Consider the following 23,967-nt stretch of genomic DNA (forward strand, 5'->3'; position numbering starts at 1 on the left):
CGACGTATGGCCGATCAGCGGCGTGTAGTCGAGAATGCCCGAGACCGGGATGTAGACCGAGGATCCCTCGGTGAAGCGGACCGATTTCAAGGCGTCGTGGAGCGAGTTGTAGTAGTATTCGCGCGTATCGGATTCGCCGAGGGTGATGATCGACCAGAAGCCCTTGACGAAGAAGCCGGCGGAATCATGGAACCAATTGTAGTAGTTCTCCTCGAATTCGATCCGCAGTTCGGGATGGACCGAGAAGTAGACCTCGAGCAGGAAGCGGTTGTACTCCTTCGAGGTCAGGCTGCTCGTGGAGAGGTTGTAGCGGGTCGTGATGTAGTCGCGCAGATACATCGAGAACGGCGTGGCGTTGTAGCCGGCGTCCTTCCGGTAATCGACTTCCGGTACGTACTGAACGTAAAGCGTGTCGGTCTCGTCGACGACGATGTCGCCCTTGACCGCAAGTTCCTTCAGCGTCCCGACGATGGGATCGTCTGGGGCGAGATAATCGGTGCTGTCGGCGACGTTGACGTAGCGATACACGGACGTCGAAGTGACGGAGATCGAGATCGTGCACTTGACGTAGACCTTGTCGGTGACGCTGTCGTAGTAGAGGACGCCGGTCCGATAGTAGGCATCGGATCCCGAGGGGATCGAGGCGATCGTGTCGTTCGGATCGTTCACGTTGGTGTAGACGTCCGCGGTCTGCTCGCTGCCGATCGTGTAGTATTCCTGACCGCCGACGTTGTAGACGGTGAATCCCGTCAGGATGTGGTAGAACTGCTTCGCGGCGATCGCGTCGTCATCCTCGCCGATGATCAGGTCGTTGGCATCGTCGATGGTGCCGGTGTTCGACGTCCGTGCGGTGGTTCCCGACACGATGAGGTCGTCCACCAGATTGAAGTAGCGCGGGGTCGAATGCTCGACGATGTCGGCGGCGGTGAAGTCGACGAGGTCGCGCATCGTGAATCCGTCCATGTCCGTCCCTTCGACCGCATAGAACGCGTCGAACGCATCGAACGGTTCGATCTCGTCCTGGTCGACCTGGTACAGGTAGAGGCTGTAGAAGCCTCTCGCGAAACTGTCGGAATAGAGTTCGCCGACGCCCGAGTTGGCGTCGCTCACGACTTTCACGTACGAGTCGTAATGCTGGAAATATCGGCTCGAACCGAGCTCGACGCCGACGAAAAGCGCGAATAGGGAGAAGAAGACGAGCGCCTTCCAGAACTGCTTGTTGAAGACCTGGCCGAGGCCCGGAATGATCGCCGAGGCGATCGCCTTGAGCGAGTGAACGGTTTTGTTCATTGGTTACCTCCCATGTCTGGCATCCGTGTGTCCTCTTATTAGGAAAGATGGCCTCCTTGCGAAGGCCATCTGAACCTAACGATGGACGGGCCGGTTATTTCGATCCGAGCGCCTTGGATGCGAGATACGATGCTTCGGCTTTGATCTGCTCGGTGGCGATGTCGGCGTTGGTGTCCCAGATGTTGACGACCATGGTCTGCGCGGCCGCCCAGTAATAGGTGACTTCGGCGATGGTCGGCATCGGGATGGAGGTCTGGAGCTGCGCGATCATGACCTGCATGAACGGGTCGTCGGCGATGCCGGCGATGCCGGTGACGTCGATGAGGGCGGGCAGGTCGTTCGAGGTCGTGTAGAGGATCTCCTGGGCGGTTTCGCTGGCGAGAAATTCGACGAATTTGATCGCGGCTTCGCGGTTCGAGGAGTTCTTGTAGACGGCGACCATCTGCGATCCGGCGAAGGTGCTCGGCGTATGGGTCGCGCCTTCGACGCCTTCAAAGGTCGGGAGGACGGCGGCGCCGAGATTCTCGGCACCGATCGCATCCTGCATCGAGCGGATCGACCACGGGCCGGCGATCATCATCGCGGCGACGCCCTGTTCGAAGAGGGTGGTGGAGGCGGAGTTGTAGGCGTCGTTGCCGGTGACGACCGGTTTCAGTTCGGTGGTCAGCCAGGTCAGGGCGGCAAGGAGGGCGTCGGATTCGAAGCCGACCTGCGTGCCGTCGATGCCGTCAACGCCGTGCGGACGCCATCCGAAGGCGGAGTAGACCGTCTGGAGGTAGTAGTTGTCCGCCCAGTGCGAGTTGGTCGTGAGCAGCTGTTTGCCGGGATTGTCGATCGCGTACTGTTCGGCATAGGCGATCAGTTCGGGCCAGGTGTCGAGGGCGGCGACTTGTTCGGCGGAAATCATTTCCTTGTTGTACATCATGAAGATCGATTCGATCGAGATCGGAACCGCATAAAGGGCTTCATCGGTCGTACCGAGCGTGCCGGCGGTGGCGATGTTGAGGGCGATCGGCTGGACCGTCGTCTTCAGCGACTCGAGGAGCGAATCCGGGAGCGTGTAGACGAGGTTTTCGAGCATGGCGAGGGAGAGGTGGTCATGCGGGAACATGAACACGTCCGCACCGAGACCTTCGACGAGACCGTAGGTCTTGAGGTCGTTGCGGGAGTCGAGGGCGCCCTTGTGCTGGAACTTGACGATGATGTCCGGATAGACTTCGTTGAAGGCCGGGATGACCTCGGCGGCGAAGACGCCGTCGGTGTCGTCGAGCCACACCGTGATCGTGGTCGGCTGGGTCTGGCTTTCGGAGAAGTCGATGATGTTGTCAGGAAGTTCCGTACCGCAGGCGGTGAGGGTGAAGAGGACGATGAGGGTCAGAAACACGCTTAGAATTTTTTTCATGGTCTTGTCTCCTCTCATCCCACTCAGAACCATTCTCTTCGGCGAGCGAAGAAGAACGCGACGCCGAAGAGGCCGAGGAGTCCGATGCTCGCGTTGTTCGCGGCGCAGCCGGTTTCCGGTGCCTGAATGGTGATGTTGAACGTGGCCTGGGATTCGTTGCCCCAGTTGTCGTAAGCGGTGACGGTGATCGGATAGACACCGGCTTTGTTCATGTTGACGATGCCTTCCGTGGGCTTCACGTAGATGCGGTCGTTGACGTTTCCGTCGCGGTCGTCGATGGCGCGGATGACCGGCCAGTAGTCGGTGCTCCATTCGGTTCCGGCGACGAACGTGAGGTCCGCTTCGGAGGTGAGGATCGTGATGACCGGGCCGGCTTCGTCGGTGACGATGACGATTTCGGCAGAACGATTGTCAAGGCCTTCGGCGCCGTTGTCGAACACCAGCTTGTACTCGTGTCCGGCTTCGAACTCGATGGCGAATTCGATGGCGAGCTCGCTGATCGCGAGAAGGTCGTGGCTGAAGCTGACGCTGTCGATCGCATCCTCGACGGCGACGTCGTCCTTCAGGAGGGTGAACATCGCGGCGAGGTCGTAGTACGCCTTCTCATAGGTGGTTCTCTCGTAGTCGACGTATCCGTAGACCGGGACCTTGTCCGTCGGGACCATCAGTTCCATGACGAAATCGTCATGATTGGTGGTGTAGCCGAACGTTCCGGCGGTGGCTCCGGAGATGCCGGCGTAGATGACGACGACTTCACCGGCGGCGACGTCGGTCAGGACCGCGCCTTCGATGTTGTCGTTGCCGGAATACTTGGTGTCGCCGGAGTGGACGATGATGCCGCCGTCCGTCGGAGCGGCGTCGGTGAGAAGGATGGCCTTGCCCGGGACTCCATCAGGCGTAATGAACGCGTCAATCATCGGAAGCGGGGTTCCCCAGCCGCTGGCGTTGACGTCCATGTTCCAGTTGTGGATGCCGAGATCGGCTTCATACGTATTGGTCTGGTTGAGGTATACGACGAGGAAATTCGACTTCGTGGAATCCGCAACGAACAGCGAAGCGGATGTGGCGCCGCTGAAGAAGTAAACGTGACGAACTTCCCCCGCGGCGATGCCGGTCAAATCGTAAGCAAGGTCGGCACCATTCAACGAATCCTTGTGGTTCCAACGGTTGTCGGTCCCCATTTCATCAGCGATCGGAATGAATCCCATGGACGTTGCATCAGTACCCACATTAACTTCAATCACGGCGCCGAAATCGTCAACGCCGGTCTTGGTAATGCCGTTGGATGTGCCGTTCGTCCCGGTGTTCCATGCCCACATTCCGACATCCGAATAATCACTGTCCCACTTCTGATAGTGGAAGACCACGCGAGCCATGCCGGCCGGAATTTCTGTGGCGACGTACGGATCGTAGACGGTGTCATCGATCGTGATTCCGCCTTCACCGGTCGGAACGTAGTTGTAACCAATGATCTCATATTCCTGATACTCGGTCACGATCGGCTTCGTTAGATCGTCGTAGGACGAGGAGATTTCGGCCGAGAACTTGACCTGGACGATGCTCTTGGTGAGCGCGAAGGTTCCATCGAGCTTGCCGTCGATGAAGCTGTAGGGGGTGAATTTGAAGGCGAAGGACGATTCGGCGTACAGCGTCGCCTTGTCGAGCCCGACGAACGTTTCGGTCGCGACATAGACTGCGGTGACGTCTCCGCCTTCGAGGGCGTCGATGTCGAGAACGACGTCGGCCGTCTTCTTGTTGGCGTCTCCGCCTGCATAGACCAGGAACTTGGCCGCCGCGGCGGTGGGCAAAGCCTGCATCATGCCGACTTTGCCGAGCTTGCCTTCGGGAGTCCTGAATTCACCGGTGAAGATCTCCGTCGGGGTGCCCCAGGTAGCCCAGGCTCCGAGAGCCTCGTCGGTATACCAGCCTTCCCAGGCATGGACGCCAAGGTTCTCTTCGTAGACTTCCGAGGTCGTGAAATAGGTCACGAACACGCTGATGTACTCTTCGCTGGCGACGAAGACGCTTCTCGAGCCGCTGAAGAAGTAGACGTGCATCGTGGCGCCGGCGGCGGCCGCGGTCACATCGATCGCGAGGTCGTCCTTGTCGGTGTTCTCGTCGGGTCCGTCCATCGTGTCCTTGTGGTTCCAGCGGTTGGTCGCATCGCTGAACTCGTCGGAGATGGGAAGCGCGCCCATGCTGGTCGCGTCGTCGCCGATGGTGATTTCGAAGTACGCTCCGAAATCGTCTTCTCCGGCTTTTTCAACGCCATCGGCGGTTCCGCCGGTGCCGGTGCCCCAAACCCAAAGGCCGACATTGGTATAGACGCCGTCCCACTTCTGATAGTGGAAGACGACTTGTCCGGCTGCGGCAGCGTCGACGTTGAGGTTCTTCGTCGACATCGCGAAGCCAAGCAAGGCCGTGACAGCGAAAAACAGAAGCAACAGACTTTTCTTCATTTTTTCCTCCTGTTATGATTTTTGTCTCTGTCCACAAGAAGAAAGCGCTTGTGGCCATTTGAACGTGATTAATTCTACTACTTTCATATAATGAATGCAAGCGTTTTTATCCGACCGTAAAACGTAATCGGTTACAGACTCGAATATGAAAAAAGGCCATCTTTTATGCTAGAATAAAGGCGTGTATCCGATTTTTTCACATAAGGAGGAATATCCGTGATCAAGAAGATCGCATTGATCCTTTTCGTATCCGCCACCATGCTCTTCATCCCCGCGTTCAAACACGTCGAAGCCGCGGCTTCTCCGACCGACACGATGGTCATCCACTATTTCCGCTACGCCGCCGACTATGACGACGGGTGGAACATGTGGCTCTGGCCCGCCGCGGGCGCCGGAGCGGCCTACCAGTTCGATGAAAACGAATCCGGCGTCGTCCTCGACGACTTCGGTGCCGTCGCCACGATCGACCTCGCGGCGAACTTCCCGAGCGCGTCCTCGATCGGCATCATCATGCGCAAGGGCGACTGGGTCAAGAAAGATGTTGACAAGGATCGTTTCATCACCGTCCCCGCGACTTCCGAAGGCGGCGTCCTGCACGTCTACTTCGTCGAAGGCGACGAGCGGATCGGCTACTCCGTCGACGATCCGGACGGCCCCGACCGCAGCGACAAGGTCGTCAACGCCTACTTCAACACCCTCCGCACGATCCGCTTCACACTCACTTCGGTCGTGACGTCCGACAAGATCACGCTCAAGGTCAACGGCTCCGCCGCCGCCTTCACGCTGTCGCTGTCCGCCAACACCGGAACGATCACGATCCCCGCCAACGTCGATCTGGAGAACACCTATACGATGGAGGTTCTGTTCGGCACCGAGCTGAAGACATACGACGTGACCTTCGACGGCATCTACGACACCGAAGCCTTCATCGACGCCTACGGTTACGACGGCGACGACCTCGGCGCCGTCGTGAACGCGACCACCACGGATTTCCGTCTCTGGGCTCCGATCTCGACTTCCGTGGTCCTGAAGATCTACGACTCCGGAACGCCGTCCGTGCTTTCCGCCAAGGATTCCGAAGCGACCGACACGCCTTCCCAGACGATCGCGATGACGAAAGACCTGAAGGGTACCTGGATCGCTTCCGTCCCCGGCAACCTTCACGGCAAATACTACACCTACACCGTCACCAACGGCATCAAGACCAACGAAGTCGTCGACCCGTACGCGAAGAGTTGCGGCGTCAACGGTCTCCGCGGCATGGTCGTCGACTTCAGCCAGACGAATCCCGCCGGCTTCACCTACGGCGACCGTCCCGACACGATGCTCAACTACACGGACGCGATCATCTATGAAGTTCACGTCCGCGACCTCACCAGCCATTCAAGCTGGGAAGTCGACAGCCAGTACGAGTCCTACCGCGGGAAGTTCCTCGGCTTCACCGTCGAAGGCACGACCTACGGCGGCGTGTCGACCGGCATCGACCACATCAAGGAGCTCGGCGTCACCCACGTCCAGATCCTGCCCTTCTTCGATTACGGAAACGCCGTCGACGAGTCGGGCGCGGACGACCAGTTCAACTGGGGCTACATGCCGCTCAACTACAACTGCCTCGAAGGCTACTACTCCACGGATCCGTTCGATGGTTCCGTCCGCGTGAACGAATTCAAGCAGCTGATGGCGACGATGTCCAGAAACGACCTGCGCGTCGTCATGGACGTGGTCTACAACCACACCGGCCAGAGCGGCGACTCCAACTTCAACCTCATCCTCCCCGGCTACTACTACCGCATGAACAGCGACGGCTCGTTCTCGAACGGGTCCGGAACCGGCAATGAGACCGCCTCCGAGCGTTACATGATGAGCAAGTTCATGGTCGATTCCGTCACCTTCTGGGCCGAAGAGTACAACATCTCCGGCTTCCGCTTCGACCTCATGGCGCTCCATGACACGGGCACGATGAACGCGATCGTCGCCGCACTCCACGCGATCGATCCGACGATCATCGTCTACGGCGAGCCGTGGACCGGCGGCGGGACGATCCTCTCCTCGTCGATCGCGGCCGACAAGGTCAACCTGGTCGACATGCCCGGCGTCGCTGCCTTCAACGACGACTTCCGCAACGCCGTCAAGGGCAATCCCGACGGAACCGAGGACGGCTTCGTCCAGGACGCCAAGAACACCTCGATCATCAACCGTCTGAAATACGGCGTTGCCGGCGGCGTCCAGCTCCCGGGCATCACCCTCGAGGGACGGACCTACGGCATGTTCTGGAACGACAATCCGAGCCAGACGATCAACTACGTCACCGCCCACGACAACCTGACGCTGTACGACAAGCTCATGTACACCGCCACCTACGCGCAGCGCACCAACGGACTCATCAAGGAGATGCAGAAGCAGGCCAACGCCCTCGTCCTCACCGCCCAGGGCATCCCGTTCCTGCATGCCGGCTCGGAGTTCATGCGTTCGAAGCCGTGCGTCCCGGGCGACAATCCCGACGTCTGCGTGGCCACCAAGTACAACCGGAACTCCTACCAGTCGCCCGACTCCGTCAACCAGCTTCGCTGGGATCTCAAGGCCCAGAGCGACAACACGGAGGTCTTCGAATATTATAAGGATCTGATCGCGCTCCGCAAGGCCCATCCGGCCTTCCGGATGCCCGCCGCGGCGGATGTGGAAGAGCACCTCACGTTCCTCGATTTCGGCGATTCCTCCGCCTTCGGATACATGATCTCCGACTACGCCAATGGCGATTCCTGGGACAACATCCTGGTGATCCACAACACCGGCGACTTCGCGACCGTCACGCTCCCCTCGGGCGAGGACTGGAACCTCGTCGGGAACCAGGACGGCATCGGCGACTCGGTGATCCGCACCTACTCCGGCGGCTCGTCGATGTTCGTCATGGAGAACGAAACGGTCATCCTCTACCAGGGCGTCGTGATCGTCCCCGAGGAACCGGATACGGGATGCACCTTCCTCGGCATCCGCTTCGGAACCGTCTTCTTCGCCTTCAACGCCGTCTTCTTCGCATTCTTCATCTTCATGAGAAGGAAACACTGATCCGAGAATGACGAATCGGGCCGACTCCCGCGGAGGGAATCGGCCCGATTCTTTTTCTGTCAGACTTCCTTGTTGGAGACTTCCCTGACGTTCGATCCGCGCAGGATCGCCATGAGGGCGATCAGCGGCGTGAGCAACTGGAAGAGCACGACCGTGAACGCGTTGACCTCCATCAGGCCGAGCAGACCGACGAGAAAGCCCACAAGCGAAGGGATCGTCATCGCGGCGATCACGATCCGCACGTTCTCCTTGAATCCGGTCACCTTCTGGTAGCGGACACGGACGAGGAGGAAGATCGCGGACAGGACGAGGACCAGGATCAGGTTCAGGACGAGCGTCACGAAGGTGAAGTAGACCGTCGACTTGAAGATCGCGGGTCCGGAGAACGCCTCGTCGATCATCGTGACGAACTTCTCGAGCGCGAGGTCCTCGGAGGTCATCAGCCGCAAGGAGCCGAAGCTGACCGTCTCGCCGACGGAACCGTACCCGACGTCGAAGAGCTCGGTCCCGGTCTCGTCGCAGTAGGCGATGCGCGCGGGTTCGAACACGAGCGCGCGGCCGGAAGCGGCGTATCCGCCTTCGGGGGCGAACACGATGAAGAGCGGGTCGCCCGCGACGTTCGTGGTCTCGAAAACCGACGTCTCCGCCATGGTGAACGTCATGCCCCGCGAGGAGATGACGATGTCGGCGGGAAGTCCGTCGGGAAGCCATTCCGGCGCGTCGGCGCGGATTCCGCCGGTGAAGTTGTAGAGGTCCCAACCGCCGGAACGGACGATCTGGTAGTTGAGCGGAAAGCTCATCAGGAGGACGAGGAACAGGAAATATGCGATGAATCCCCCGAAAGGCGCCGAACGAAGCGAGAAGATCCGCCTGAACGTGAATCCGTTCGCCAGAATCCGAAGCATCAGTCGACCCCCGGGGTGACGTCGATGATGAGGGTGGAGCGGGCCGGGATCTCGGTGAACGTGCCGCTCGGGTCAAAACCGCTCAGGTAGAGCACGGTGCCGTCGACGGCCGGGATCGCGACCGCCTCGTCGTCGAAGTTGTGAAGGACGAGGACGCGCTGGGTCAGGTCGCCATAGGCGTATTCGCGGTAGAATCCGGACAGCGAGGGCGTCGAATCCTCCCAGGCGGTGAAGGCGTTGCCGTAGGCGAGCGCCATGTTGGCGTTTCGGACCGCCAGGATCGCCCTGTAGGTCGACAGAATCGAATCCGGGTCGGCGAGCTGTTCCTCCGCCGTCGCGACCGCGGCGTTCGCCGTCTCCATCGCCGCAAGCGTCGAGTTGGCGGAGATGATCCAGTCGGTCTGGGACGCGTCGCCCCAGACGAACGGCATCCGCCGCGTCTCGTCCCAGATGTCGGGACCCGACGCCTTGACGCCGAACATCCCGAGTTCCTCGCCGTAATAGATGACGGGGTCGCCCGGTAGGACGAGGAGCATTTCGGCGGCGAGCTTCATCATCGCCGTGTTCCCGAGCGTCTGCGAGGCGAAGCGGTCCATGTCGTGGTTCACGACGAAGGGCGAATCGATGAAGTCGGACTTGAGGTCGCGGTAGTAGTCGTACCAGACCTCGAGGTTCTCGGCGTAGTTGTAGTTCTTGGTCTTCTGGGCGGCGCTCCTGATCTTCGCCGCCAGCGGGAAGTTGATCGGCGCGTCGATCCCATAGAAGTAGGTCGCGGGAACCTGATAGTCGGATTCGATGTAGGCTTCGCCGATGATCCGGATGTCGTCCGCATACGCGTCGATCGCCTCCGAATAGTCGTTGAGATAGACGATGTTGTCGTAGAAGTCGTAGGTCTTCCCGAGATACTCGTTCACGCCGTAATAGTGGTGCACCGCGTCGAGCCGGAACCCCTTCACGCCCTTGTCGATCCAGAACTTCGAGATGTCGAGGATCTCCGTCTTGACGGCATCGCTGTAGAAGTTCAGGTCCGGCATCGTGTTGGAGAAGTACCCGCAGTATTTGAAGGAGTCCGTCGAATGCCAGATGTTCTGGTTCCAGCTGCCGAAGATCCGCGAGGTGTCGGTCGATTTCGGAACGGTGACGTAGTAGTCGAGGTACTTTTCGTCGCCTTCCTGCGCCGCGAGGAACCACGGGTGCTGGTCGGAGGTGTGATTGAACACCATGTCGAGCATCACGCGGATGCCCGCCGCGTCGGCGACGGCGACGAGATTCTCGAAGTCGGCCATCGTGCCGTAGTCGGGATTGACGGCGTAGTAGTCGGTCACGTCGTAGCCGTGATAGGAAGGCGAGGGATGGATCGGCATGAGCCAGATCCCCTTGATGCCGAGATCCTTGAGGTAGTCGATCTTCGCGGCGATGCCGTTGAAGTCGCCGACGCCGTCGCCGTCGGAATCGGCGAAGCTGCGGACGAAGATCTCGTAATACACGCCGGCCTCGGGATTGACCGCCGCGAGGTCGGGATCGGAGGCCTTGCACGACAGAATCCCGAACGCGACGAGCAGGAGGGCGAAGACGGCGATCGGCTTTCTAGTCATGGGAGCTTCCCTCCATTCGCTTCTTCATCGCGGGCGTCTGTTCGATGTAGGTTCCGTCGCGGTCGCTGACGTAGCGGGTGAGGCAGACGACGCGGGTGCCGAAGATCAGGTCGTGGATCACGCGGCCGTCCTTGCGCGAAGAAGCCATGATGCCGCAGACGACGATGTAGAAGCCGACCGTGACGATCAGGAACGCGGCCTTGAAGAGTTCGCGCAGGATCCCCATCGCGAGCGGCGCGGCTTCGCCCGTCCGGACCGACACGACCTTGATCTTCTGCGTCCTTTTTCCGAACGACTGCCCGCGGGAGAAGAAGATCGGAACCACGAGGGTGCCGAAATAGGCGATCGCGGCGGCGACGCCGATCTTGAGGCCGTCGTCGACGCCCTCGATCACGGAGGCGATCCCGATCAGCAGGAACAGCAGGACCGTCGCCATCGAGAGATCGATCGAGAAGGCGCGGATCCGGCGTTCATACGAGTTGTTCATGTGGCGTACCTCGATAAAATGTGGCATCGTACCAGACCATTATACTATAATCGTCCGTCTTTGGGGATGATTTCTGCGGGCGGCGAAGATGGAAACCATTCCATATCGCGCCGGGATGCATTCCGCGGCGATGATGATAAAATAGGATTGACCGCATCGACAGAAAGAAGGCTTGACACCATGAACCTGCACGCCGTCCGACACGTTCCCAAGGGACCGATGGCATACGCCAACGACGAACATACCCTGCATATCCATCTTCAGACCGCGAAAAGAGAGGTCGACGCCGTCGAACTCATCATCGGCGATCCGTTCGAGTGGCGTCTCGAAAACGGCGCCTACGTCTGGAGCGGGAAGGCCTTCCCGCGCAAGCCGATGGCGGTCGAATGCGAGACCGAACTGTTCGACCACTGGTTCGCTTCGGTCCATACCGAGTCCACCCGGAGCAAGTATGCGTTTCTCGTCCACGCCGACGGCAGAACCTGGTTCTACGGCTGTCGCGAACTGACCCCCGTCGACCTCGCCAGGGACGACGCCCTCGTCTACAACCTGGCGGGTTACTTCAACTATCCCTACATCAACCGCGAGGACCTGATCGACGCGCCGTCGTGGGCGGACGATACCGTCTGGTACCAGATCTTCTGCGACCGCTTCCGCAAAAGCGCCTTCCAGAAGGACGGTTACCTTCCCTGGGGCTCCGTCGAGGCGGGCATCAAGAACAACATGTTCTTCGGCGGCGATCTGCCCGGGGTCGTCGAGGCGATTCCGCATCTGCGTTCGCTTGGCGTCACCGGCATCTACTTCACGCCGATCTTCAAGGCGTATTCCGCCCACAAGTACGACACCGAGGATTATTTCACGATCGATCCGTCGTTCGGGACGAACGCCGATTTCAAGGAACTGGTCGCGAAGTGCCACGAGAACGGCATCCGCGTCATGCTCGACGCCGTGTTCAATCACTGCGGCTGGGATCATCCGTTCTTCCAGGACGTCGTCAAGAACGGGAAGAAGTCGCCCTACTGGGACTGTTTCTTCATCGAGGACGAGGACTTCGTCGACTTTCCGCTCGACGCCAACGGCCGACCGGCGGTCCATACGATCCGGCCGCGCTTCCGTACCTTCGCGATGACGCCGTTCATGCCGAAGCTCAACACCGGCAATCCGCTGATGGAGAAGTATCTGCTCGACGTCGGTACCTACTGGGTGCGCGAATACGACATCGACGGGTGGCGGCTCGACGTCTCCAACGAGGTCTCCCACGCCTTCTGGCGAAAGTTCCGCCAGGCCGTCCGCGCCGTCAAGAACGACGTCTACATCCTCGGCGAGAACTGGGACGATTCGACCCCGTGGCTCCGCGGCGACCAGATGGACGCCGTCATGAACTACGAGATCTCCTATCCGATCTGGCAGTTCTTCGGAACGTACAGGACCCCCGGCAAGATCGATGCCGAACGTTTCGCCTATCGCATCAACAACCTTCTCCTGTCGTATCCAAAGCCGGTCGCCAAGAACATGTTCAACCTCGTCGACTCGCACGATACGATGCGGATCCTCACGCGCTGCGGCGGGAACGTCGAACTGGCGAAGCTCGCCTACCTGTTCATCTTCACGTTCTGCGGATCGCCAGCGATCCTGTACGGTGACGAGATCGGCTTGGAAGGAAGTGACGATCCCGATTCGCGTCGTTGCATGGTCTGGGACGAGAAGCGGCAGAACCTGAACATGTTCGATTTCATGCGTCGCATCATCGGCTTGCGCAAGGCGGTTCCCGACTTCAAGTCGACGTCGCTCCAATGGCACCGACACGACGACGGCGTCCTCGTCTATCAGAAAGGATCGCTCGTCGTGATGGTGAACGTGAACGCCGATCGTCGTTCGGTGGAGATCCCGACAAGCGCCAGCAGGAAGGCTGCCGTCGACCTCGAAACGGGCCGCCCGCTTTTGCTCGACGGCCGGATCTTGCTTCCCGGATTCAGCTATCGCCTCTTGGAAATCGAGGAATGAAATCGGGCATCTCTCGTTTTTGTTCACCGATGATGAGAAGAACTCGTTGTGCTGCCAAGCGATGTGTAACTCGGTCTGATTTGGTGACTTCTTCATTGCGTCTGTTTTTTATTTTGTGATTGACCGACGAAGGTCACCCCATTTGATCGTAGAAATGTAGAGTTTGGTATCAAAATATAATGAAATTGACATTTGCCCATATTTGGCCATATTTATAGTTTATTGTGAACTGTGATTGTCACATGTGCTCTAATAAGTGGTTTTCCGCGGTTTTTGCCATTTCCGTCATCAAGACAAACAAAAGAAGCGTTCCGATTACGGACCGCTTCTCTTTTTATGGTCATTCCGGCTTCTTGGCGTTATATCTGGTCATGATTTCGTCAAAGGATGTCGACGATAGGAAAAGCGCCAGAATCTGCGATGTCGTGATCATGATGTCGGGCAATTCTCGCTCCTGCGCCTTGGTAAATCCGTCAAGGACGTAATCGACGACTTCCTGACGATCGTCCCGACCGATGCCGATGCGAAGACGCTTGAAGTCGTTTCCCTGCAGATGTTCGATGATCGACTTCAATCCGTTGTGCCCTCCGGCGCTCCCTTTTTCCCGAAGTCGGACCTGCAGGAAGGGAAGATCGAGGTCGTCGGACACGACGAGGATATCTTCGTTCTTGATTGAATAGTATTCCGCAACGGCCCTGACGGAGATTCCGGACAGGTTCATGTAGGTCTTCGGCTTCAGCAGGATCGCATCCTGCGTCTTGACGATTTCGCCATGGAACTTAATCGATTTCGTGAAGTTCAGATTGTTTGCGGCGGCGTATGAGGAAAGGACCATGAAGCCGACGTTGTGCTTCGACTTGGCGTATTCCTTGCCGGGATTGCCAAGCCCGACGACGAGTTTCATGTTACTTGTTCTTCGGCTTGATGACGACGCAGCGATTCGGTTCCTCGCCTTCGGATTCCGTCGTCACATCCCGCCAGTCCGCGAGTTTCGTGTGGATCACGCGGCGTTCATAGGCGTTCATCTTGCCGAGTTTCGCCTCGACCTTGGTCTTGGCGACTTCCTTCGCGGTCTTCGTCGCCAGGATCTCGAGCTGCTTCTTCCGCTGCTCCTTGTACCCTCCGATGTCGACCAGGACCACGTAATGTTCGTCCGTGAAGAGGTTGATGTAGTTCTTGAGCAGCGTCTGGATCGCATCCAGGGTCTTGCCGTTCTTGCCGATCAGGATCGGGTTTTCATTCGTGTTGACGATAAAGGTGATCTCGTGGTCGGCGACGATCCGAGCCTCGACGGCGGCTTCGAGCTGCATGTCGTCGAGGATCTGCTGCAGATACTTGATGCTGTCGCGGACGACATCGAACCTAATCGTCGCCTCGACGATGAAGGTCTTGTTGATGCGGAGAAGTCCGACCTTCTCTTCGATGACGTTGAGTTCGACGAAATCCTTGTTGACCTTGAGTTCGTCGGCGGCGTAACGGACGGTTGCTTCATTCATCGCTTTCGCTTCGAAACGGATCGATCTCATGATGTTGTTCCCCCTTATCGCTACATGCGTCTGCGAAGCTCATCCTGACGGGCGACCGTGCCGCGCTGTCCGAGATAGCTCTGCAGGAGTTGATAGACGTTGCCGATGATCCAGTAGAATGCGATGCCGGCGTTGCCGAGCGCGATCCAGGCCATCATCGCCGTCATGAAGTACATCATGAACTGCATCGTCTTCTGTGTCTGCTGCGCCTGGGCGTTTTGATACCGGACGTTCTTCTGGGTCTTCTTGGTACGCTGCTGGGCGAGATACTGGCTCAGCCACATCGTCACGCCGACGAGAAGGGCGAGCGGCAGGTTGGGAAGCCAGTCGGTGCTCCCGAGGTTGGTCCAGAGAAACTGGATGTTCATCTGGCTCGTCACGCCGCCGTTGAATACGGCGGTATCGGTGAGTGGGAAGCGCTGCACGACCTGGTACATCGCGATGAAGATCGGCATCTGCAGGAACGGCATGAGGCAGCCCAGGAAGTTGATCTTGTATTTCTTGTACAGTTCCATCATTTCCATCTGCATGCGCTGCTGGGACGCCTGATCGGTGCGTCCTTTGTACTTGTCCTGAATCTTCGCCTGCTCCGGCTGCATCATGTTCATCTTCAGGGTCATGTCGTTCGACTTGGCGTAGATCGGCCAGCCGAGGGTTCTGATCGTGAGCGTCATGATCAGAAGCCCGAGCCAGTAATAACGGGCGTCGAGGAGTCCGAAAAGGTTACTGGCGTAGAAGGTATAGTACCCGATCCAGCGGATGATCGACTGCCAGATGCCGATGTCTTCGGCCGCGCTGATCGGCGTGTGGTAGATATCCCGATAGAGGTTTTCGGATGTCGACGCCGAAACCGCGTCGTTGGCGATGGTGACGGTGACGACCGCTTCGCCTTCGACCCACGTGAGCAACCCTTGCTTGGTCGCGGAATCATAGGTCGAGGTGCTTGGGGCGCCGAGCAGGATGATGACGCCGCTGTAGGTCGTCGCGGGCGCATCTTCGGTCGCTTCGGCGACGGTGACGATGGCTTCGTAGTTGGCGTAGGAGACTTCGCCGGTTTTCGTTCCGCAGGACGCCAGACCAATGAAGAGCGCGGCCAACAGGATGAATTTGATGAATCTGCTTGTTTTCATAGGCTCATACCTCATATTATTTTCGCTCGCGCGAATAGTTTATGCAAATCGGCGGACAGTTCCGCGAAGTTCAGCCCCGCGGCGGCCGGCTTGACCACGATGAAATAGTCGAAATCGTCCTTCAGGCTCGCGTGCGTGACGATTTCACGAACGCGCCGCCTGATTAGGTTCCGTTCCACGGCGTTTCCGTATTTTTTGGGCACGCTGATGGCGAACCGAAGATGCGCGACGACGGGATTGATCAGCTTGTAGACGACGAAACAGGAATCGCCGACGGTATCCTTGCGCTTGATGATCTTCTCGATGTCCTCGTTCTTGCGTACGTGATACGACTTGTCCATGACGTGCGCCTCCCCGGAAAAGAAAAATCACCGGAACGACTTGCGTTATTCCGGTGGTTTCAGGTATCGGTTGTATGGGGATTGGATGATCTAGCGATCGGAGACGGTCAGCGATTTGCGACCGACGGCACGCCGTCTGCTCAGAACCTTGCGTCCGGTAGACGACGCCATTCTGGCCAGAAACCCATGCGTCTTGGCTCTTTTCAGCTTGCTCGGTTGATATGTCTTTTTCACATTCAACACCTCCTTGCGACGATTCCGAAAACCATGCTACATCATTATATGTGATTTTACCGAGTCTGTCAACACAAAATGACCGGCCGTGTTTTTTTTCGCGATCGGCGTTTTTTTCCACAACCCCTTTATCGCCATTTTTCGCGCTTAGTACGTGCATCCGACTTCTCCACGAAAACGTGGAAAACCGTTGTATGTGGAGATGTGGAAAACCAAATAAAACTGCGAATCTTGGCGATCCGATTTTCCACATTCGCGCTGAACCGGCAGGCTCGTTCGATGTTTTTTTCCACATTTTTTGTGGAGAACTTCCTGTCTGATTCGACTGGCATCTATGGTATATTGTAGATGATACGCGAGAGGTACGACATGGAAGAATTTCAGAAGCTCTGGGAACAGATCAAAACCAAATTGCAGATCATCCTTGACGAGGATGTATACAACGAGACCTTCGCCGGTATCACGAGCGTATTCAAGATCGTGAACAACTATGTCTATCTGGTCGCGCCGAACTCGTTCATCAAGGGAAAAATCGAATCGTTCTATCTGAACCGGCTGAACGGGATGCTCAATGAACTGGTGCAGGAAAAGCACATGTTCAAGATCATCACGAAGGAGCAGGCGGCCGAGGAACTCGCCAAGGCGCCATACGCCGTCAACAGTCCCGAGACCGGGCTCGCCGACAAGTACAAGACAGGGCTCAACAACTCCTATACGTTCGAGAACTTCGTCGTCGGCGCATCGAACCGACTCGCCTACACGTCGGCGATCAAGGTCGCGGATCAACCCGGCATCATCTCCAATCCACTGTACATCTTCGGCGAGGTCGGCCTCGGCAAGACCCATCTGATGCAATGCGTCGGCAACTACATCCTCGAAAACGACGTGAACATGAAGGTTCTCTATGTCAAGACCGATCAGTTCATCGAAGACTACGCCAAGGCATCCGCAAAAAAGACGTTCGACGAGTTTTCCAAGAAATACGAGAACGTCGACATCCTTCTCGTCGACGACATCCAGTTCCTTTCCGGCAAGAACCAATCGCAGCTCGAGTTCTTCAAGATCTTCGAAAAGCTGAAGGAGAACAACAAGCAGATCGTGATCACGTCCGATCGTCCCGCGACCGAACTCTACGACATCATGTCGCGCCTCACGAGCCGCTTCTCCTGGGGGTTGTCGGTCGACATCAACCGGCCCTCGCTCGATCACCGCATCCAGATTCTGAAAAAGAAGCTCCAGGCCGAAACCTCCGACCCCGAACTCGTTCCGGACAACGTCCTCGAGTACATCGCCAGCATCTTCGACAACAACGTGCGTGAACTCGAAGGCGCACTGAAGCGGGTCCTGTTCTACTGTACGGCGTTCGACTACAAGTTCACGATCGCCAACGCCGAGGAAGCTCTCAAGAACCTGATCAACACGAAGAAGATCTCCAGCACGGCGATGGCCAACGGCAACTTCAATACGGTTCTTGACATCGTCAGCGCCTACTACCACATCACGACCTCGGACCTTCTCTCGAACAAACGGACGAAGCAGTACGTCTATCCGCGTCAGGTTTCGATGTACATCCTGAAGGAAGTCTACGACCTGACCTACAAGAAGATCGGGCAGATCTTCAACGACAAGGACCACTCCACCGTCATCTATTCGATCGAGCAGATCGCCAACGACATGCAGACCGACAAGGACAAGAAATCGGACATCGAGAAACTGTTGATCAAATGTGGAAAAAAAGCGTAAAAAAGCCCACATTTCGCACATATAAGGATATTATAATAAGGCTATCTGTGGTATAATAATAGGCAGAGATCAAACCGGGTTTTCCCCGAATCCCCAACGCTAATAACAATAATAAGTTATAAAAGATTACCTAAAGAATCAGGAGGGCGCCTATGAATTTCACCATCAATAAAGAGGTTATGCTGAACAACCTGCTGGTCGCGCAGAAAGCCCTGTCGACCAAGACACCGGCTCCGTATCTGCAGGGCGTCAAGCTCGAAGTCTATCAGAACGAACTGGTCATGGTGACGAGCAATTCGGACATATCGATCAAGCTGTCGGTGAAGCACGAGAGCCTTTCCGTGGAGTCGACGGGCGAAGTCCTCGTTCCCGGACGCTATTTCGTCGAAATCATCCGCAAGCTCGACGGAGACAGGATCGCCGTCTCGGTGATCGAGAACAACATGCTCCGGATCGTCGCCGGCAACTCGGACATCACCCTGAACATGATGAACGTCGATGACTTCCCGCAGATCGAGTTCTTCATGAACGACAACCCGATCCGGCTGGATTCGAAGGTCATGCGTTCGATCATCCGTCAAACCACGTTCGCGACTTCCGTCGTCGAGAACCGGCCGATCCTGACCGGCGTCAACATCCGCGTCGACGGGCAGCGCCTCGTGGCGATCGCGACCGACTCCTTCCGTCTTTCCCAGAAGGTCGTCGACATCCCTGCCTCGATGGACAACATGAACGTCGTCATCCCCGGACGCAGCCTCGACGAACTGATCAAGATCATGGAATCCAACCTCGAGGAGATTCTGATCCACCTCGACCACAAGTCGATCCTGTTCGAATACGGCAACGTCCTGTTCCAGTCGCGCCTGCTCGACGGCAACTTCCCCGAGACGTCACGTCTGATTCCGTACGAATTCCCGATCGTGATCAAGTTCAACAAGAACGACCTCGCCATCGCGATCGAGCGCGCCTCGCTGCTCTCGTCCCGCGAAGCGACGGCGGCGATCGTCAAGCTGTACCTCCGCAGCGACAACGTCGTCGAGATCACGTCGAACTCGCCCGAAATCGGCAAGGTCGTCGAAGAAGTCTTCCCCGTCGACAAGGCCATCGGCATTCCGATCCGGATCGCCTTCAGCGCGAAATATTTCCTCGACGCGCTCAAGACGTTCGTCTCCGACCAGGTGTTCGTCAAGTTCACCGGCGAGATCCGTCCCTTCGTCATCGAAGGCGAGAACGACCACGGCCTGATCCAGCTGATCCTGCCGGTCCGTACCGAATAAGCCGCACGTTCGACCATCGGCGGCGCCCTTTGCGGCGCCGCTTTCTTTTTGTCTCGCACCGTTGATTTCAGGTCCGATCGATGATATCATCATATCGTCCCGCGGACGGAGGTATCCCATGAACGAACGCTACGATGTCGTGATCGTCGGCGCCGGCCCTGCCGGCTCGATGTGCGCCTACGAGCTTTACGAAAAGAACCCCGCGCTGTCCGTCCTTCTGCTCGACAAGGGCAACGACATCGCTCGGCGCCATTGCCCGATCCTCGAAAAGAAGCTGGTCAAATGTCCGGAACGGCCCGACGGCGTCGCCGGCTGCTTCCCGGCCTGTTCGATCACGAACGGGTTCGGCGGCTCCGGCGCCTATTCCGACGGCAAGTTCAACATCACCTCCGAATACGGCGGCTGGCTCACCGACTATCTCGATCCGGCCGACGTCGAGGAACTGATCGAATACGTCGACGCCGTCAACCTGAAGTTCGGCGCACCGCGCGAGGTCACCGATCCGACGACCGCGAAGGTCAGGGAGATCGAACGCCGGGGGCTCGCGGTCGGACTCAAGCTGCTGCGCGGGAAGGTTCGCCATCTCGGAACCGAAATCAACCTTACGATCCTCAGAAACCTGTACGACGACCTGGCGCAAAAGATCGCCATGCGTTCCCGGGCCGAAGTCGTCGACGTCCGCGTCGAAGACGGATCCATTCGCGGAGTCGTCTTGAAGGACGGAACCGCGATCGATGCCCCGTGCGTCGTCGTCTGTCCGGGGCGCGACGGATCCCGATGGCTGTCCGACATCTGCCTCACCCACGGCGTTCCGATGCGCGCGAACCACGTCGACATCGGCGTGCGCGTCGAGACCAACAACGAGATCATGGAGGAGATCAACGACAACCTCTACGAAGGCAAATTCATCTTCCGCACGTCGCTCGGAACCCAGGTTCGTACGTTCTGTTCGAACCCTTCGGGGCACGTCGTCGTCGAGAACTTCTCGGGAATCATGCTGGCGAACGGGCACGCCTACGCGGATGCCGGGCTGGGTTCGCGGAACACGAACTTCGCGATTCTCGTGAGTCACGACTTCACGGAGCCGTTCCATCAGCCCAACGAGTTCGCCCAGGGCGTTTCGGGACTGGCGAACATGCTGTCGAACGGATCGATCATTCTGCAGCGCTACGGCGATCTCAAGATGGGAAGAAGGTCGACCGAAAAGCGGATCAGGGAAGGATTCGTCGTCCCCACGCTGAAGGAGGCCGTCCCGGGAGACCTCGGACTGGTCCTGCCCTACAAGACGATGATGTCGATCATCGAAATGATCGAAGCGCTCGACCACGTGACGCCCGGCATCGCGTCCGAGCATACGCTGTTCTACGGCGTGGAAGCCAAGTTCTATTCCGCCCGTCCCGAAGTCGACGATCGCTTCGAAACGCGCGTCAAGGGGCTGTATGCGGGCGGAGACGGCGCCGGCATGACGCGCGGCCTGGCGCAAGCCGGAGCGAACGGCGTCAGAATCGCCCGCGCCATCGCCGAAAATGAATGATCAGGACGGCCGCACGTGAAAACGACGGCCGTTTCTTTTCACCCCGACGGCGGGTGCAATCGTCCGCGCCTATGATATAATACAATTGGCTTCCGGGAGGTAGGAAAATGGGCAAGAGGGTCGTTGTCGTCGGCACCCAGTGGGGGGACGAAGGCAAGGGTAAAATCACCGATTATCTCGCCGGCCGTGCCGAAGTCGTCGTCCGCAGTCAGGGCGGGAACAACGCCGGACACAGCATCACCGTCCGCGGCGAGCGATTCGCGCTGCATCTGATCCCCTCGGGCATCTTCAACCCCGATATCCAGAACGTCATGGCCAACGGCATGGTGATCGATCCGGTTTCGCTGTTCCGCGAAATCGATGCGCTCGCCGCCCGCGGCGTCCGCAATTACAGACTGATGATCTCCGACCGCGCCCACGTCGTCATGCCGTTCCATCTGGTCCTCGACGGCGCCATCGAGGCGCTCAAGGGCGACGCGGCCGTCGGCACCACCAAGAAAGGAATCGGCCCGGCCTATACGGACAAGGCCGCCCGCGTCGGCATCCGCATCGGCGACCTTCTGGACCCGATCGCCCTGCGGCAGCGGATCGAATCCAATCTGGCCGTCACCAATCCGCTCCTGAAGATCCTCGGTCGGGAGCCTTTTGACGCCGACGCGCTCACACGCGAGTATCTCGTCCACGGCGAACGTCTCAAACCATTCGTCGCCGACACCTCCGTCTATCTGAACGATGCGATCGAACGGGGGAAGCGCATCCTCTTCGAGGGTGCCCAGGGAATCATGCTCTGCCTCGATCACGGCACGTACCCCTACGTCACTAGCAGCAGCCCCACGGCGGCTTCGGTCCCGCTCAACTGCGGGATCCCGCCGATGGCGATCACCGACGTCGTCGGCGTCACAAAGGCCTATACGACCCGCGTCGGCGGCGGCGCCTTCCCGACCGAGTTCGAGGACGAGACGGCGAAACGGATCCGCGAGGTGGGCCACGAGTACGGCACGACCACCGGCCGGCCCCGCCGCATCGGATGGCTCGACGCCGTCGTCCTGAAGCATTCCCGCCGCGTTTCCGGGGTGACGGGACTGGCGATCATGCTGCTCGACGTCCTGACGGGAATTCCGACATTGAAGATCTGCACCCGCTATCTGATCGACGGAACCCCGGCGGATCATGTTCCCGGCAGCTACCGCGATTTCGCCGTCGCGACGCCGGTCTACGAATCCTATCCCGGCTGGACCGAGGACATCTCGCAGGTCACCCGCTTCGAAGATCTTCCGGAAAACGCCAAAGGGTACCTGCGCGCCATCGAACGGCTCACCGGCGTACCCGTCGTCGTGTTTTCCGTCGGCCCCGACCGATCGCAGACCGTGACGCTCAAGCAGATATTCGAAGATTGACAAATATACGAGGAGGAACGGCATGACCAATCACATCGTCGGCAGCCACGCGCTGACCAAACACATGGAATCGAACATCCTGAAGACGTCTCAGGAAGCGAAAGCGGCGAAGGCGAAAAACCCGTCCGTGATCGATGCGACGGTCGGACAGTTGAATCGAGACAACGGAACGTTATTCAGATATGTGGCCGTCGAGCGGTCGTTAAACGAACTTAACGACCAAGAAATGTACGTATACGCACCAGTCAACGGGACCAAGAACTTTTCCGAAGGCGCCATCGACTGGGTGTTCGGCAGAAACAAGGATGCGATCCTCAAGAACTTCCAGGTGAACGTCATTCCGACCACCGGAGGGTCCGGGGCGCTGAGCAATACGATCTACAATTTCAACGATTTCGGGCAGAAGGTCCTGATTCCGAACTACTATTGGACGCCCTACGAGAACATCGCCGAGGAGGCGAACCTGGGCGTCGAGACGTTCCGGATGTACGACGACGACTACAACTTCAACCTTTCCGATTTCGAACGCAAGGCCAAGGAGCTGGCGACGCGTCAGGGAAGACTTTTCTTCCTGATGAACGATCCCTGCAACAATCCCACCGGTCTCTGCCTGTCGACCGACCAGTGGCGCGCGATGATCGGCGTGCTGAACGAAATCGCCGCGAAGGACATCCCGGTGATCCTCCTCCACGACATCGCCTACATCGATTTCCAGATGAAGCCGGAAGAGCAGTCGCGCGATATCTTCACGAGCTATCTCGATCTCGATCCGCGCATCCTCGCGGTCGTCGCGTTCAGCGGATCGAAGACCTTTTCGATGTATGGATTCCGCATCGGGGCCCAGATCGGGCTCTCCAAGTCGAAATCGGTGATGGACGAGTTCCGCCGCGTCGGCGATTACAGCGTCCGCGCCCGCTTCTCCTCCGTCAGCCGCCCCGCCATGTCCGTGATCGGCCGGATCTTCGCCACGCCGGACCTCAGGACCTGCTTCAGGGCCGAACTCGCGGAAGCGCGCGAGGTTCTCCGGAGCCGAATCGCCCTCTTCCAGCATCACGCGGATCTGGAAGGGCTCCGATATCTTCCTTATGGCGGCGGATTCTTCATCGGCGTCGAGACGAAGAACTGCCGCATCTTCGAGGACCTCGTCGCCGACGGCGTCTATGTCATCGCGATGCCCGGCCTGATCCGCATCGCGCTCTCGAGCGTCAACCTCGAGGAGATCCCGCGTCTCGTCAAGATCCTGAAGAAGAACGTATAAAGGCCAAAAACGGCCATAAACCAGTGATAACGAAAAAAGGATTCCACGACGGAATCCTTTTTTTGCCCGTCGTCCGGATCAGGCGAGGACGGAGATCTTGTTCGAAGTGGCGAGGGTGTAGATGTCGATCAGCGCGCCGACCCATCCGAAGAAGAGGATCCAGAGGATGCCGACGATGACGCGACCCTTGGCGATCCGGTAGATGCCGTAGACGACGTTGTCCAGGCCCGGCAGGGCGAGAATGATGCGGAGAATCAGAGGCAGACCATCGAGCAATTTGATGTATTCTTTCATTCTATCACTCCCTTCAAGACGGGAT

At 58.3% G+C, this 23,967-nt stretch carries 19 protein-coding genes; 7 read left to right on the forward strand and 12 right to left on the reverse strand.

What is annotated here, in order from left to right; all coding sequences use genetic code 11:
• From WC509_06280 to WC509_06290, 3 genes are all read right to left on the reverse strand, one after another.
• A partial coding sequence (locus tag WC509_06280; GenBank protein MFA5007054.1) for a DUF5683 domain-containing protein occupies nt 1-1,290 on the reverse strand: 1,290 nt, incomplete at its 3' end.
• A 94-nt stretch (nt 1,291-1,384) separates the two neighbouring features.
• Nucleotides 1,385-2,692 carry an extracellular solute-binding protein gene (locus WC509_06285; protein ID MFA5007055.1) on the reverse strand — a complete coding sequence of 436 codons (1,308 nt, stop codon included), beginning with the start codon at nt 2,690-2,692 and terminating at the stop codon, nt 1,385-1,387.
• A 23-nt stretch (nt 2,693-2,715) separates the two neighbouring features.
• On the reverse strand, nt 2,716-5,151 hold the full coding sequence (locus WC509_06290) for a pullulanase-associated domain-containing protein (GenBank protein ID MFA5007056.1): 2,436 nt from the start codon (nt 5,149-5,151) through the stop codon (nt 2,716-2,718).
• A gap of 216 nt (nt 5,152-5,367) precedes the next feature.
• On the opposite strand from WC509_06290, the gene pulA reads away from it, so the two are divergent.
• Nucleotides 5,368-8,217 carry a type I pullulanase gene (gene pulA, locus WC509_06295; protein ID MFA5007057.1) on the forward strand — a complete coding sequence of 950 codons (2,850 nt, stop codon included), beginning with the start codon at nt 5,368-5,370 and terminating at the stop codon, nt 8,215-8,217.
• A 59-nt stretch (nt 8,218-8,276) separates the two neighbouring features.
• On the opposite strand, the gene WC509_06300 is transcribed toward pulA, so the two are convergent.
• The 3 genes from WC509_06300 to WC509_06310 are packed head-to-tail and all read right to left on the reverse strand — an operon-like array spanning nt 8,277 to nt 11,204.
• Nucleotides 8,277-9,122 carry a DUF1189 family protein gene (locus WC509_06300; protein MFA5007058.1) on the reverse strand — a complete coding sequence of 282 codons (846 nt, stop codon included), beginning with the start codon at nt 9,120-9,122 and terminating at the stop codon, nt 8,277-8,279.
• Entirely contained in the window at nt 9,122-10,717 is a 1,596-nt protein-coding gene (locus tag WC509_06305) for an alpha-amylase family glycosyl hydrolase (GenBank protein MFA5007059.1), read from the reverse strand. The genes WC509_06300 and WC509_06305 overlap by 1 nt, the downstream gene beginning before the upstream one ends.
• The gene (locus tag WC509_06310) at nt 10,710-11,204 is read right to left on the reverse strand and encodes an RDD family protein (protein ID MFA5007060.1); all 495 of its coding nucleotides are present in this window, start codon (nt 11,202-11,204) and stop codon (nt 10,710-10,712) included. Before WC509_06310 ends, WC509_06305 begins: the two co-directional genes overlap by 8 nt.
• Before the next feature lie 180 nt (nt 11,205-11,384).
• Between WC509_06310 and WC509_06315 the strand changes: the two genes are divergently transcribed.
• Nucleotides 11,385-13,208 carry a glycoside hydrolase family 13 protein gene (locus WC509_06315; GenBank protein ID MFA5007061.1) on the forward strand — a complete coding sequence of 608 codons (1,824 nt, stop codon included), beginning with the start codon at nt 11,385-11,387 and terminating at the stop codon, nt 13,206-13,208.
• 340 nt (nt 13,209-13,548) lie between these two features.
• Here the strand turns inward: WC509_06315 and pth are convergent, their stop codons facing one another.
• The 5 genes from pth to rpmH all read right to left on the reverse strand — a co-directional run bounded on the left by pth (nt 13,549) and on the right by rpmH (nt 16,439).
• On the reverse strand, nt 13,549-14,112 hold the full coding sequence (gene pth / locus WC509_06320) for an aminoacyl-tRNA hydrolase (protein ID MFA5007062.1): 564 nt from the start codon (nt 14,110-14,112) through the stop codon (nt 13,549-13,551).
• 1 nt (nt 14,113) lies between these two features.
• On the reverse strand, nt 14,114-14,734 hold the full coding sequence (jag, locus tag WC509_06325; GenBank protein ID MFA5007063.1) for an RNA-binding cell elongation regulator Jag/EloR: 621 nt from the start codon (nt 14,732-14,734) through the stop codon (nt 14,114-14,116).
• A 20-nt stretch (nt 14,735-14,754) separates the two neighbouring features.
• The gene (locus WC509_06330; protein MFA5007064.1) at nt 14,755-15,864 is read right to left on the reverse strand and encodes a YidC/Oxa1 family membrane protein insertase; all 1,110 of its coding nucleotides are present in this window, start codon (nt 15,862-15,864) and stop codon (nt 14,755-14,757) included.
• Nucleotides 15,865-15,875: 11 nt separating this feature from the next.
• Nucleotides 15,876-16,205, reverse strand: coding sequence for a ribonuclease P protein component (gene rnpA, locus WC509_06335; protein MFA5007065.1), 330 nt, complete (start codon nt 16,203-16,205; stop codon nt 15,876-15,878).
• A gap of 90 nt (nt 16,206-16,295) precedes the next feature.
• Nucleotides 16,296-16,439, reverse strand: coding sequence for a 50S ribosomal protein L34 (rpmH, locus tag WC509_06340; GenBank protein ID MFA5007066.1), 144 nt, complete (start codon nt 16,437-16,439; stop codon nt 16,296-16,298).
• 369 nt (nt 16,440-16,808) lie between these two features.
• On the opposite strand from rpmH, the gene dnaA reads away from it, so the two are divergent.
• The 5 genes from dnaA to WC509_06365 all read left to right on the forward strand — a co-directional run bounded on the left by dnaA (nt 16,809) and on the right by WC509_06365 (nt 23,648).
• Nucleotides 16,809-18,182: a chromosomal replication initiator protein DnaA gene (gene dnaA / locus WC509_06345; protein ID MFA5007067.1), complete on the forward strand. Its 1,374-nt coding sequence runs from the start codon at nt 16,809-16,811 to the stop codon at nt 18,180-18,182.
• Between the two features lie 152 nt (nt 18,183-18,334).
• Complete coding sequence (dnaN, locus tag WC509_06350; GenBank protein ID MFA5007068.1) at nt 18,335-19,459, forward strand: DNA polymerase III subunit beta; 1,125 nt, start codon at nt 18,335-18,337, stop codon at nt 19,457-19,459.
• 118 nt (nt 19,460-19,577) lie between these two features.
• Complete coding sequence (locus WC509_06355; GenBank protein ID MFA5007069.1) at nt 19,578-20,993, forward strand: NAD(P)/FAD-dependent oxidoreductase; 1,416 nt, start codon at nt 19,578-19,580, stop codon at nt 20,991-20,993.
• A 107-nt stretch (nt 20,994-21,100) separates the two neighbouring features.
• A complete protein-coding gene (locus WC509_06360) occupies nt 21,101-22,390 on the forward strand; it encodes an adenylosuccinate synthase (GenBank protein MFA5007070.1) in 1,290 nt (429 codons plus the stop codon).
• A 22-nt stretch (nt 22,391-22,412) separates the two neighbouring features.
• Nucleotides 22,413-23,648 (forward strand): aminotransferase class I/II-fold pyridoxal phosphate-dependent enzyme, encoded by a 1,236-nt coding sequence (locus WC509_06365; GenBank protein MFA5007071.1) that lies wholly within the window; start codon nt 22,413-22,415, stop codon nt 23,646-23,648.
• A 78-nt stretch (nt 23,649-23,726) separates the two neighbouring features.
• Here the strand turns inward: WC509_06365 and WC509_06370 are convergent, their stop codons facing one another.
• On the reverse strand, nt 23,727-23,942 hold the full coding sequence (locus WC509_06370) for a hypothetical protein (GenBank protein MFA5007072.1): 216 nt from the start codon (nt 23,940-23,942) through the stop codon (nt 23,727-23,729).
• Between the last annotated feature and the right edge of the window lie 25 nt (nt 23,943-23,967).

The organism is Candidatus Izemoplasmatales bacterium (assembly GCA_041649275.1).
Taxonomy (GTDB): domain Bacteria; phylum Bacillota_I; class Bacilli_A; order Izemoplasmatales; family Hujiaoplasmataceae; genus UBA12489.

Coding starts and splice junctions, on each gene's coding strand:
- WC509_06290 (MFA5007056.1), bottom strand. CDS start 5,151: ATGAAGAAAAGTCTGTTGCTTCTGTTTTTCGCTGTCACGGCCTTGCTT.
- WC509_06300 (MFA5007058.1), bottom strand. CDS start 9,122: ATGCTTCGGATTCTGGCGAACGGATTCACGTTCAGGCGGATCTTCTCG.
- WC509_06330 (MFA5007064.1), bottom strand. CDS start 15,864: ATGAAAACAAGCAGATTCATCAAATTCATCCTGTTGGCCGCGCTCTTC.
- WC509_06365 (MFA5007071.1), top strand. CDS start 22,413: ATGACCAATCACATCGTCGGCAGCCACGCGCTGACCAAACACATGGAA.
- dnaN (MFA5007068.1), top strand. CDS start 18,335: ATGAATTTCACCATCAATAAAGAGGTTATGCTGAACAACCTGCTGGTC.
- jag (MFA5007063.1), bottom strand. CDS start 14,734: ATGAGATCGATCCGTTTCGAAGCGAAAGCGATGAATGAAGCAACCGTC.
- WC509_06310 (MFA5007060.1), bottom strand. CDS start 11,204: ATGAACAACTCGTATGAACGCCGGATCCGCGCCTTCTCGATCGATCTC.
- WC509_06370 (MFA5007072.1), bottom strand. CDS start 23,942: ATGAAAGAATACATCAAATTGCTCGATGGTCTGCCTCTGATTCTCCGC.
- WC509_06305 (MFA5007059.1), bottom strand. CDS start 10,717: ATGACTAGAAAGCCGATCGCCGTCTTCGCCCTCCTGCTCGTCGCGTTC.
- rnpA (MFA5007065.1), bottom strand. CDS start 16,205: ATGGACAAGTCGTATCACGTACGCAAGAACGAGGACATCGAGAAGATC.
- WC509_06285 (MFA5007055.1), bottom strand. CDS start 2,692: ATGAAAAAAATTCTAAGCGTGTTTCTGACCCTCATCGTCCTCTTCACC.
- WC509_06360 (MFA5007070.1), top strand. CDS start 21,101: ATGGGCAAGAGGGTCGTTGTCGTCGGCACCCAGTGGGGGGACGAAGGC.
- dnaA (MFA5007067.1), top strand. CDS start 16,809: ATGGAAGAATTTCAGAAGCTCTGGGAACAGATCAAAACCAAATTGCAG.
- WC509_06355 (MFA5007069.1), top strand. CDS start 19,578: ATGAACGAACGCTACGATGTCGTGATCGTCGGCGCCGGCCCTGCCGGC.
- pth (MFA5007062.1), bottom strand. CDS start 14,112: ATGAAACTCGTCGTCGGGCTTGGCAATCCCGGCAAGGAATACGCCAAG.
- WC509_06315 (MFA5007061.1), top strand. CDS start 11,385: ATGAACCTGCACGCCGTCCGACACGTTCCCAAGGGACCGATGGCATAC.